The following is a 12,158-nucleotide window of genomic DNA, read 5'->3' as shown; positions in this document are numbered from 1 at the left end:
GAGCAACTTCCTCGGTACCGGTAACAAGGTGTCGATCGGCCTGACCCGTTCGGAATACCAGACCCGCTACAACTTCGGCTTCGTTGACCCCTACTTCACTGCCGATGGCGTGAGCCTGGGCTACAACGCCTTCTACCGCAGCACCGACTACGACGACCTCGACGTCGATGTGGCCAGCTACGCGGTGGACAGCTACGGTGCGGGCGTCAGCCTCGGTTACCCGATCAGCGAGACATCGCGCCTGACCTATGGTCTGAGCGTGCAGCAGGACAAGATCAAGACCGGCCGTTATACAGTTGATGAGATCTTCGACTTCCTGGAGCAGGAAGGCGATAACTTCCTGAACTTCAAGGCCTCGATCGGCTGGTCCGAGTCGACCCTGAACAAAGGTGTGCTGGCAACCCGTGGTCACTCCCAGAGCCTGACCTTGGAATCCACCATTCCGGGCAGCGACCTGTCGTTCTTCAAGCTCGACTACCGCGGCCAGCTGTTCAAGCCGATTACCAACGACTACACCCTGCGCCTGCACACCGAGCTGGGTTACGGTGACGGTTACGGCAGCACCTCGGGCCTGCCGTTCTACGAGAACTACTTCGCGGGTGGCTTCAACTCCGTCCGTGGCTTCAAGGACAGCAGCCTGGGCCCGCGCAGCACGCCGAGCCGTGGTGCAGCAGTGACTGGTAACGAAGGCACCCTCGCCGACCCGGACCAGGATCCGTTGCCGTTTGGTGGCAACGTGCTGGTACAAGGTGGTGTCGAGCTGCTGTTCCCGCTGCCGTTCGTCAAGGACCAGCGTTCGCTGCGCACTTCCGTGTTCTGGGACGTGGGTAACGTGTTTGACACCAATTGCGGCAACCAGCCGGATTGCGAGAAGGTCGGTTTCTCGGGCATGGCCAGTTCGGTCGGCCTGGGCGTGACCTGGATCACCGCACTGGGCCCGCTGAGCTTCAGCCTGGCAATGCCGGTCAAGAAGCCGGACGATGCCGACACCCAGGTGTTCCAATTCTCTCTGGGCCAGACCTTCTGAGGTCGGCCCTCGCTTAATGACAACGGTTTATCCAGGAGTGCATCGTGCGTAAGTTGACCCAACTGGCCGTAGTGGCCGCGGCGCTGGTCGCCACCCCGGCTTTCGCCGAAATGAAGGTTGCCGTCCTGAACTATCAGATGGCCCTGCTGGAGTCGGATGCCGCCAAGAAATACGCGGTGGATGCCGAGAAGAAGTTCGGCCCGCAACTGACCAAGCTGAAAAGCCTGGAAAGCAGCGCCAAGGGCATCCAGGACCGTCTGATCAAGGGCGGCGACAAGATGCAGCAGCAGGAGCGTGAGCGCCTGGAGCTCGAGTTCAAGCAGAAGGCCCGTGACTTCCAGTTCCAGTCCAAGGAACTGAACGAAGCCAAGGCCGTTGCTGACCGCGACATGCTCAAGCAGCTGAAGCCGAAGCTGGATGGCGCTGTCGAGGAAGTGATCAAGAAAGGTGGTTACGACCTGGTCCTCGAGCGTGGTGCGGTCATCGATGTCAAACCTCAGTACGACATCACCCGCCAAGTCATCGAGCGCATGAACCAAGCCCGTTGATATGACCGTGACCATGACGCTAGGCCAGTTGGCCGAGGCCCTCGGCGCCACCCTCAAGGGGCCCGAGGCGCTGCAGATTACCGGGCTCGCCACCTTGCAGGAGGCTGGCCCAGGTCAGTTGAGCTTCCTCGCCAACCCGCAGTACCGCAAATTCCTGGATAGCAGCCAGGCGGCCGCGGTGCTGCTGAAGGCGGTGGACGCCGAAGGCTTTGCCGGCAATGCGCTGATCGTCGCCGATCCGTATCTGGCCTACGCTCGCATTTCCCACCTGTTCGACCCCAAACCCAAGGCTGTGGCGGGTATTCATCCCAGCGCCGTGGTGGCCGAGGACGCGCAGGTGGACGCCAGTGCCAGCATCGGGCCGTTCGCGGTCATCGAAAGCGGTGCGCGCATCGCGGCCAATGTCAGCGTGGGTGCACACTGCGTGGTTGGTGCCCGTTGCGTGATCGGTGAGGGTGGCTGGCTGGCTCCACGGGTCACCCTGTACCATGATGTGACCATCGGCAAGCGTGTGGTCATCCAGTCGGGTGCGGTGATCGGCGGTGAAGGTTTCGGCTTTGCCAACGAGAAGGGCGTGTGGCGCAAGATCGCCCAGATCGGTGGCGTGACCATCGGCGACGACGTGGAAATCGGTGTCAACACCGCGGTCGATCGTGGCGCGCTGTCGGATACGCGGATCGCTGACGGGGTAAAGCTCGACAACCAGATCCAGATCGCCCACAACGTGCAGATCGGTGAGCACACGGCCATGGCCGCCTGTGTCGGAATTTCCGGCAGCACGCGCATCGGCAAGCATTGCACCATTGCCGGAGGTGTCGGCATGGTGGGTCATATCGATGTCTGTGATAACGTTTTCGTGTCCGGGATGACCATGGTGACCCGTTCGATCACCGAACCGGGTGCCTATTCTTCCGGCACTGCCATGCAGCCACTGGCTGAATGGCGCAAGAGCGCCGCGCGTATCCGCCACCTGGACGACATGGCCAAGCGTCTCCAGCAGCTGGAAAAACGCGTCGATACCGTGACCTCAGGTGGCCAGCCGACATCAGAAGGCTGATACCATTCCCTGAGCAAGAGTGAACAGTCGCTAGCTGGCTCCTCTTTGGACTGCAAAAGGAGCGTGTGGTCAGCACCTGCGCTCCCTATTCTTATTACAGGCTTCCCCCCCGAAATGATGGACATCAACGAGATTCGCGAATACCTGCCTCACCGTTACCCGTTCCTGCTGGTGGACCGCGTGACGGAGCTGGACTACGAGGCCCAGAGCATTCGTGCCTACAAGAATGTCAGCATCAACGAGCCGTTCTTCAACGGCCATTTCCCGGCTCACCCGATCATGCCGGGCGTCCTGATCATCGAAGCCATGGCACAGGCCGCGGGTATCCTCGGTTTCAAGATGCTCGACGCCAAGCCGGCCGATGGCACCCTGTACTACTTCGTCGGCTCCGACAAGCTGCGTTTCCGTCAGCCGGTACTGCCGGGTGACCAGTTGGTGCTGGAAGCCAAATTCCTCAGCCGCAAGAGCATGATCTGGAAATTCGAGTGCCGCGCCCTGGTCGACGGCAAGCCGGTTTGCTCGGCAGAAATCACCTGCGCGGAACGCTCCCTATGAATTCGATTGATCCTCGGGCCATTATCGACCCGTCGGCCAAGCTGGCCGATGGTGTCGAGGTCGGCCCCTGGTCGATCGTTGGCCCCGATGTGGAAATCGGGGAGGGCACCGTTATCGGCCCGCATGTTGTGCTCAAAGGGCCGACCCGCATCGGCAAGCACAACCGTATCTTTCAGTTTTCCTCGATCGGCGAAGACACCCCGGACCTCAAGTACAAGGGTGAGCCGACGCGCCTGGTGATCGGCGATCACAATGTGATCCGCGAAGGGGTGACCATTCACCGCGGCACCGTCCAGGACCGTGCGGAAACCACCGTGGGCGACCACAACCTGATCATGGCCTATGCCCACATCGGCCACGACAGCGTCATCGGCAACCACTGCATCCTGGTCAACAACACGGCCCTGGCCGGCCATGTGCACGTGGGGGACTGGGCGATCCTGTCCGGCTACACCCTGGTGCACCAGTACTGCCATATCGGTGCCCACGCGTTTTCCGGCATGGGCACGGCGATCGGCAAGGATGTCCCGGCCTTCGTCACCGTGTTCGGCAGCCCGGCCGAAGCCCGCAGCATGAACTTCGAGGGCATGCGCCGCCGGGGTTTCAGCGACGAGGTGATCCATGTGCTGCGCCGTTGCTACAAGATCGTCTATCGCCAGGGCCTGACCGTCGAAGACGCGCTCAAGGAGCTGGACGAACTGGCTGCGAAGCACCCTGAGGTCGATCTGTTCCGTCAGTCGATCGTGAACTCCGCCCGCGGCATCACCCGCTGACATGGCCCAGCTTTGCGTAGCCTTGGTCGCAGGTGAGGCCAGCGGCGACATTCTCGGTTCCGGCTTGATGCGTGCCATCAAGGCACGCCACCCCGACGTACGGTTCATCGGCGTTGGCGGCCCCTTGATGGAAGCCGAAGGCCTGCAATCCTATTTCCCCATGGAACGCCTGGCCGTCATGGGTCTGGTCGAAGTGCTGGGGCGCCTGCGCGAGCTGCTCAAGCGCCGCAAGCTGCTGATCGAGACCCTGATCGGCGAAAAGCCCGATGTGTTCATCGGCATCGATGCCCCCGACTTCACCCTCAACATAGAACTGAAACTGCGTCAGGCCGGGATCAAGACCGTGCACTACGTCAGCCCGTCGGTCTGGGCCTGGCGGCAGAAGCGTGTGCTGAAGATTCGTGAAGGCTGCGACCTGATGCTGACGCTGTTGCCATTCGAGGCGCGGTTCTATGAAGAGCAGGGCGTACCGGTGCGCTTCGTCGGCCACCCGTTGGCCGACACCATCCCGCTCGAAGCCGACCGCCCTGCCGCACGTGCCGCGCTGGGCCTGGGCGAAGGGCCGGTGGTCGCGTTGATGCCGGGCAGCCGGGGCGGCGAAGTAGGGCGGCTGGGCGCACTGTTCCTGGATGCTGCCGAACGGCTGCGCCAGCAGGTACCGGGCGTGCGTTTCGTGCTGCCCTGCGCCAATGCTGCGCGTCGCGCCCAGGTCGAGCAGATGCTCGAAGGGCGCCAGCTGCCGCTGACCCTGCTCGATGGCCAGTCGCACCAGGCCCTGGCGGCCTGTGACGCGGTGCTGATCGCCTCGGGTACCGCCACCCTCGAAGCACTGCTGTACAAGCGACCGATGGTGGTGGCCTATCGCCTCGCGCCCCTGACCTACTGGATCCTCAAGCGCCTGGTAAAGAGCCCCTACGTGTCGTTGCCGAACCTGCTGGCCCAGCGGGCGCTGGTACCCGAGTTGCTGCAGGACGACGCCACCAGCGAAGCCCTGGCCAATACCCTGGCGCCGCTGGTGGCCGATGGCAGCCAGCAGACCGAAAGTTTCGACGAAATTCACCGCACCCTGCGCCGTGACGCCTCCAACCAGGCGGCCGAGGCGGTACTGGCCTTGCTCAAGGACCGCTGACATGCAAATTGGACTGGACTTCAACCTGGTCGAAGACCTGGTCGCCGGCGTCGACGAAGTGGGCCGTGGCCCGCTGTGCGGCGCGGTGGTGACCGCGGCGGTGATCCTCGACCCGGCGCGCCCGATCCTCGGCCTGAACGATTCGAAGAAACTCACCGAAGCCAAGCGCGAGGCGCTGTTCGACGAGATCTGCGAAAAGGCCCTGAGCTTCTGCATCGCCCGCGCCGAGGTCGAGGAAATCGACCGCCTGAACATCCTGCATGCGACCATGCTGGCCATGCAGCGCGCCGTGGAAGGCCTGCACATTACACCGAAGCTGGCCCTGATCGACGGCAACCGCTGCCCGAAACTCGCCGTACCGGCGTCGCCGGTAGTCAAGGGCGACAGCCAGGTGCCGGCCATCGCGGCGGCGTCGATCCTGGCCAAGGTGACCCGTGACCGGGAGATGAGCGCATTCGAGCTGATCTACCCGGGTTATGGCATTGGCGGGCACAAGGGCTACCCAACCCCGGTGCACCTCGAGGCGCTGGCACGCTTGGGGCCTACGCCCATCCATCGGCGTTCCTTTGCCCCGGTGCGGGCCGCGTGGGATGCACGTGAAGGCGTCACCAACTCCCTGATCTGAGCTATTAGTTCGTTGCTACAGGTGTCACGCTATCCTCTGTGGGAGCGGCTTTAGCCGCGAACACCGGCGCAGCCGGTGCCATACACCGCGTTGGATTCTTCGCGGGTGAACCCGCTCCCACAGGGGGGCGGTGCGCGCACATTCTTTATTCTCTGGCCGATACCGCAATCCCAAATCCTATCCCCATTTAAGCTACAATCCCGCCCTTGTCGTTCAGCACTGCTACAGGATCTTCCATGTCGGTTCCCTTCGTTCACCTGCGCGTCCACTCCGAATTCTCGCTGGTCGACGGCCTGGTGCGGATCAAGCCGCTGGCCAAGGCGCTGGCCGGGATGAACATGCCGGCGGTGGCGATCACCGACCAGAGCAACATGTGCTCGCTGGTAAAGTTCTACAAGACTGCCATGGGCGCCGGCATCAAGCCGATCTGCGGCGCCGACCTGTGGCTGGCCGCTGCCGACCCGGAAGCACCGCTGTCGCGTATCTGCCTCCTGGCCATGAACCCCAAGGGCTACCGCAACCTCACCGAGCTGATCTCGCGCGGCTGGACCGACGGCCAGCGCAACGGCCTGGTCATCCTCCAGCGTGAATGGATCGCCCCAGCCAGCGAGGGCCTGATCGCCCTTTCCGCAGGCAAGGAAGGCGATATCGGCATGGCCTTGCTGGCCGGCAAGGACGATGAAGCCGAGGCCCTGCTGCAAGACTGGATGGGCATGTTCCCCGAGCGCTTCTACGTCGAAGTGCAGCGCACCAACCGCGCCCGCGACGAGGAGTACGTGCATGCCGCCGTGGCGTTGGCCGACAAGTTCGGCGCTCCGCTGGTGGCAACCAACGATGTGCGCTTCATCAAGCAGTCCGACTTCGACGCCCACGAAACCCGAGTATGCATCGGTGAGGGGTGGACCCTCGACGACCCGCGTCGGCCAAGGATGTACAGCGACCAGCAGTACCTGAAGTCGGCCGAGGAAATGGCCGAGCTGTTCAGCGACCTGCCCGACGCCATCGCCAACACTGTCGAGATCGCCAAGCGCTGCAACATCCAGGTGCAGCTGGGCAAGTACTTCCTGCCCGACTTCCCCACGCCCAACGGCATGGGCATCGATGACTACCTGCGGCATGTGTCCCACGAAGGCCTGGAAGAGCGCCTGGCGGTGCTGTGGCCGAAAGAGACCACACCCAATTACGAAGAGAAGCGCCAGGTCTACCTGGACCGCCTGAAGTTCGAACTGGACATCATCATCCAGATGGGCTTCCCCGGTTACTTCCTGATCGTCATGGACTTCATCAAGTGGGCCAAGAACAACGACGTACCGGTTGGCCCGGGCCGAGGATCGGGTGCCGGCTCGCTGGTGGCGTACGTGCTGAAGATTACCGACCTCGATCCGCTGGCCTACGACCTGCTGTTCGAGCGCTTCCTCAACCCTGAACGTATTTCCATGCCCGACTTCGACGTCGACTTCTGCATGGATGGCCGTGACCGGGTGATCGACTACGTCGCCGAAGCCTATGGCCGCAACGCGGTCAGCCAGATCATCACCTTCGGTACCATGGCGGCGAAGGCGGTGGTGCGAGACGTGGCGCGGGTACAGGGCAAGTCCTACGGCCTGGCCGACCGCCTGTCGAAGATGATCCCCTTCGAAGTGGGCATGACCCTGGAGAAGGCCTACGAGCAGGAAGAGATCCTGCGTGACTTCCTCAAGGGCGACGAAGACGCCCGCGAGATCTGGGACATGGCCCTGAAGCTCGAGGGCGTGACGCGCGGTACCGGCAAGCACGCCGGTGGTGTGGTCATCGCCCCGACCAAGCTCACCGACTTCTCGCCGATCGCCTGTGACGAAGAGGGCGGCGGCCTGGTAACCCAGTTCGACAAGGATGACGTCGAGGCTGCCGGCCTGGTGAAGTTCGACTTCCTCGGCCTGCGGACCCTGACCATCATCAAGTGGGCGATGGAGATCATCAACCGCGAGCAGGCCAAGAAGAACCTGCCCGACGTCAACATCGACTTCATCCCGCTGGACGACCGCAAGACCTACGAGCTGTTGCAGAAGGCCGAAACCACGGCGGTGTTCCAGCTTGAATCGCGTGGCATGAAGGAGCTGATCAAGAAGCTCAAGCCCGACTGCCTGGAAGACCTGATCGCACTGGTGGCACTGTTCCGCCCGGGCCCGCTGCAATCGGGCATGGTGGACGACTTCATCAACCGCAAGCACGGTCGCGCCGAGCTGGCTTACCCGCACTCCGACTACCAGTACGAGGGCCTGAAACCGGTACTGGCACCGACCTACGGCATCATCCTGTACCAGGAGCAGGTGATGCAGATCGCCCAGGTCATGGCTGGCTATACCCTTGGCGGCGCCGACATGCTGCGCCGTGCGATGGGTAAGAAAAAGCCCGAGGAAATGGCCAAGCAGCGCGGTGGTTTCATCGAAGGCTGCGTGGCCAACAATATCGATGCGGATCTCGCGGGTAACATTTTCGACCTGGTAGAGAAGTTCGCTGGCTACGGCTTCAACAAATCCCACTCCGCCGCCTATGGCCTGGTGTCGTACCAGACCGCCTGGCTGAAAACCCACTACCCGGCGCCATTCATGGCCGCGGTGTTGTCGGCGGATATGCACAACACCGACAAGGTGGTGGTGCTGGTCGAGGAGGTGCGCAGCATGAAGCTGCGCCTCGACGCGCCGGACGTGAACTTCTCCGACTTCAAGTTCACCGTCAACAATGACGGGCGCATCGTCTACGGCCTGGGCGCCATCAAGGGCGTCGGCGAAGGCCCGGTGGAGGCGATCGTCGAGGCCCGCGCCCAGGGTGGCCCGTTCAAGGACCTGTTCGATTTCTGTGAGCGCATCGACCTCAAGCGGGTCAACAAGCGTACCCTCGACGCGCTGATCCGCAGTGGCGCGCTGGACCGCCTGGGCCCGCACTTCCATGACGAGATCAAGGCCTACCACGCCAACATCGACATCAACCGTGCAACCTTGCTCTCGGCGCTGGGCGAGGCCATCAAGGCTGCCGAGCAGGCCGCCCACACCGCCGACAGTGGCCACGTCGACCTGTTCGGCGGCATGTTCGAAGAGGCGGATGCCGACGTCTACGCCAACCACCGCAAGGTGCGCGAACTGACCCTCAAGGAACGCCTGAAGGGCGAGAAGGACACCCTCGGCCTGTACCTCACCGGCCACCCGATCGACGAGTACGAGACCGAGATCCGCCGCTTCGCCCGCCAGCGCATCATCGACCTCAAGCCGTCACGCGAAACCCAGACCATCGCCGGCATGATCATTGCCCTGCGGGTGATGAAGAACAAGAAGGGCGACAAGATGGGCTTCGTCACCCTGGATGACCGCTCCGGGCGCATCGAGGCGTCGCTGTTTGCCGATGCCTTCATGGCGGCACAGTCCTTGCTGCAGACCGATGCCATGGTGGTGGTCGAAGGCGAGGTCAGTAACGACGATTTCTCCGGTGGCCTGCGCCTGCGGGTGAAGCAGGTGATGACCATGGAGGATGCGCGCACCAAGCTGGCCGAGAGCCTGCGCCTGAAGGTGGCACACGAAGCGCTAAAGGGCGACCGGCTGAAGTGGCTGGGCGAGCTGATTACCCGCCATCGCGGCGCTTGCCCGATCACCCTCGAGTACACCGGCAGCGACGCCAAGGCCATGCTGCAGTTCGGCGAGCAGTGGGCGATCGACCCGGCCGATGGGCTGATTCAGGCGCTGCGTGACCAGTTCGGGCGTGAGAACGTCTTCCTGCAATATCGTTGAACCGACAAAAATTTAATCTCGACCTGAATGCGCCTGATCCCTTAAGGTAGGGCGCCAAACGGATCAACCGGCCGGCCGCCTGGCCGTAGACCCAAGACGGATGACTATGAACCCGAATTTTCTCGATTTCGAACAGCCGATTGCCGACCTGCAAGCCAAGATCGAAGGCCTGCGCCTGGTAGGCAACGACAACTCGCTGAACATCAGCGATGAAATTGCCCGTCTGCAAGACAAGAGCAACACCCTGACCGAAAGCATCTTCGGCAACCTGACCAGCTGGCAGATCGCCCGCCTGGCCCGTCATCCGCGTCGTCCTTACACCCTGGACTACCTGGAGCACATCTTCACCGAGTTCGAAGAGCTGCACGGCGACCGCCACTTCTCCGACGACGCTGCCATCGTCGGTGGTACCGCGCGCCTGGACGGCAAGCCGGTCATGGTCATCGGCCACCAGAAGGGCCGTGAAGTGCGCGAGAAGGTACGCCGCAACTTCGGCATGCCGCGCCCTGAAGGCTACCGCAAGGCCTGCCGCCTGATGGAAATGGCCGAGCGCTTCAAGATGCCGATCCTGACCTTCATCGACACTCCGGGCGCCTACCCGGGCATCGACGCCGAAGAGCGCAACCAGAGCGAGGCCATCGCCTGGAACCTGCGCGTGATGGCGCGCCTGAAAACCCCGATCATCGCCACCGTGATCGGTGAGGGTGGTTCCGGCGGTGCGCTGGCCATCGGCGTGTGCGACCAGTTGAACATGCTGCAGTACTCCACCTACTCGGTGATCTCGCCGGAAGGCTGTGCCTCGATCCTGTGGAAGACTGCCGACAAGGCAGCCGACGCAGCCGAGGCCATGGGCATCACTGCCGAGCGCCTGAAGAGCCTGAACATCGTCGACAAGGTCATCCAGGAGCCGCTGGGCGGCGCCCACCGTGACCCGGCGAAGATGTCGGAAAGCATCCGTGCCGACCTGGTACAGCAGCTGGACATGCTCGGCAAGCTCGACCATGACGCGCTGCTGGCCCGCCGTTACGATCGCCTGATGAGCTACGGTCTCTGATAGCGAGATGAATGGCACCGGCTTCGCCGGTGTTCGCGGGTGAACCCGCTCCCACAGGTATTGCGCAGCCCTCTGAAACGGCGCGATCCCTGTGGGAGCGGGTTCACCCGCGAATGCATTCTCGAATTGAGTGCGGGTTCGATGATCAACCTCACCCCCTGGCTCAACGCCCCCACCTGGTACATCGCCTTCTCCGGCGGCCTCGATTCCACCGTTCTCCTGCACCTGCTGGCCGACTACGCCCGCAATCACGCATCCCCTCCACTGCGCGCCATCCACGTCCACCACGGCCTGCAACCCGCCGCCGATGCCTGGCCCGCCCACTGCCAAACCGTCTGCGACAATCTCGGCATCGAACTCCAGGTCATCCACGTCCAGGTCGCCCCCGGCGCCAGCCTCGAACAGGCCGCCCGCGACGCCCGCTATGCTGCTTTCAGGCAAGCCCTCGGCCCAGGCGACATCCTGTTCACCGGCCAGCACCGCGACGACCAGGCCGAAACCCTGCTGTTCCGCCTGCTGCGCGGTGCAGGCCTGCGTGGCCTGGCTGCAATGCCGGGGCAGCGGGCGCTAGGGCAGGGCAGCCTGGTCAGGCCATTGCTGGGCTGTTCCCGCCAGCAACTGCAGGACCATGCTCAGGCCAATGGGCTGGCCTGGATCGAAGATCCGTCAAACGCTGACACACAATTTGCCCGCAACTACCTGCGCAGCGAAGTGTTTCCGCTGCTTCAGCAACGTTGGCCGCAGGCCAGCCAGAACCTGGCCCGCGCCGCCGAGCACCTGGGCGAAGCCCAAGGGCTGCTGGACGAACTGGCCCAGGACGACCTGGCGCTCGCCGGGGAGGGCGCGCCGGTGGCTTGGCCGGGGCTGGACTCCCTCGACCTGGCTACCCTGTTGGCGCTGTCGCCGGCCCGTCAGCGCAATGCCCTGCAATACTGGCTGAGCCGCCGTACCCGCCTGCCCGACACCCGGCACTGGGCCGGCTGGGCGGACCTGCGCGATGCCGCCGCCGATGCCCAGCCCGCCTGGCAACTTGCCGATGGGCAACTACTGCGCAGTCATGGGCGCATCTGGTGGTTGAGCGGTGACTGGCTGCAGCTGCCCGTCGGCGAACTGGCCTGGGCCGATCCCGCCAAGCCTTTGCCGTTGCCGGGTAACGGCAGTGTGCGTCTTGTTGGCGCAGCGCCGCTGCACGGCTTGCGCGTTGCCTACCGTCAGGGCGGTGAAGTGCTGGACCTCCCCGGCCGCGGCCGACGCGACCTCAAGCGCCTGCTCAACGAGTTGCAGGTGCCGCTTTTCCTGCGCCCGCGCCTGCCACTGCTGTACCAGGGCGAGCGCCTGCTGGCGGTGGCCAACCTGCCCGGGCTGGTGCAGGCTGATTGCCAGCTGTCCTGGCAGTTGCCGACGAACGCGCAAGGTTTGAGCTGAAGGGTACATTCGGGTAGACTACCCTCCCTTCTTGATACAGCTTCTGTGGGTTCCGCGAAAACACAGGAGTTGCCGATTACCAAGCAGTTTTTTGCTGGGCTGATTCTGGAAATGACGAGCGAGCTCCATGCCGGGGATACCCCTGGTCTGTACAGACGCGGCAGTTTTTCGAGATGCACTGTGATTGACGCAGGTGATCGGGGG

10 protein-coding genes are annotated in these 12,158 nt (G+C 63.3%); all 10 read left to right on the top strand.

The window, feature by feature from the left end; genetic code table 11:
* Window positions 1–1,027 (top strand): outer membrane protein assembly factor BamA (bamA, locus tag RYH74_RS21890; protein ID WP_317410114.1); only part of this gene is annotated, 1,027 nt, incomplete at its 5' end.
* Window positions 1,028–1,071: 44 nt separating this feature from the next.
* Window positions 1,072–1,575, top strand: coding sequence for an OmpH family outer membrane protein (locus RYH74_RS21885; RefSeq protein WP_015269197.1), 504 nt, complete (start codon window positions 1,072–1,074; stop codon window positions 1,573–1,575).
* Between the two features lies 1 nt (window position 1,576).
* Window positions 1,577–2,632: a UDP-3-O-(3-hydroxymyristoyl)glucosamine N-acyltransferase gene (gene lpxD, locus RYH74_RS21880; RefSeq protein WP_075043985.1), complete on the top strand. Its 1,056-nt coding sequence runs from the start codon at window positions 1,577–1,579 to the stop codon at window positions 2,630–2,632.
* A 114-nt stretch (window positions 2,633–2,746) separates the two neighbouring features.
* Window positions 2,747–3,187, top strand: a complete 441-nt coding sequence (gene fabZ, locus RYH74_RS21875; protein WP_004375427.1) for a 3-hydroxyacyl-ACP dehydratase FabZ — start codon at window positions 2,747–2,749, stop codon at window positions 3,185–3,187.
* Entirely contained in the window at window positions 3,184–3,960 is a 777-nt protein-coding gene (gene lpxA, locus RYH74_RS21870; protein ID WP_025337980.1) for an acyl-ACP--UDP-N-acetylglucosamine O-acyltransferase, read from the top strand. The genes fabZ and lpxA overlap by 4 nt, the downstream gene beginning before the upstream one ends.
* Window position 3,961: 1 nt before the next feature.
* Window positions 3,962–5,089, top strand: a complete 1,128-nt coding sequence (gene lpxB, locus RYH74_RS21865; protein ID WP_085593292.1) for a lipid-A-disaccharide synthase — start codon at window positions 3,962–3,964, stop codon at window positions 5,087–5,089.
* A 1-nt stretch (window position 5,090) separates the two neighbouring features.
* Entirely contained in the window at window positions 5,091–5,714 is a 624-nt protein-coding gene (gene rnhB / locus RYH74_RS21860; protein WP_075043987.1) for a ribonuclease HII, read from the top strand.
* A gap of 236 nt (window positions 5,715–5,950) precedes the next feature.
* Window positions 5,951–9,475: a DNA polymerase III subunit alpha gene (dnaE, locus tag RYH74_RS21855; protein ID WP_085593288.1), complete on the top strand. Its 3,525-nt coding sequence runs from the start codon at window positions 5,951–5,953 to the stop codon at window positions 9,473–9,475.
* 106 nt (window positions 9,476–9,581) lie between these two features.
* Window positions 9,582–10,529, top strand: coding sequence for an acetyl-CoA carboxylase carboxyl transferase subunit alpha (gene accA / locus RYH74_RS21850; RefSeq protein ID WP_015269200.1), 948 nt, complete (start codon window positions 9,582–9,584; stop codon window positions 10,527–10,529).
* A 141-nt stretch (window positions 10,530–10,670) separates the two neighbouring features.
* Window positions 10,671–11,954 (top strand): tRNA lysidine(34) synthetase TilS, encoded by a 1,284-nt coding sequence (tilS, locus tag RYH74_RS21845; RefSeq protein ID WP_317410113.1) that lies wholly within the window; start codon window positions 10,671–10,673, stop codon window positions 11,952–11,954.
* Window positions 11,955–12,158: the final 204 nt, after the last annotated feature.

Source organism: Pseudomonas sp. LSJ-87 (genome assembly GCF_032971465.1).
Taxonomy (GTDB): domain Bacteria; phylum Pseudomonadota; class Gammaproteobacteria; order Pseudomonadales; family Pseudomonadaceae; genus Aquipseudomonas; species Aquipseudomonas putida_Z.
This window is presented reverse-complemented; position numbering and strand designations above follow the sequence as displayed.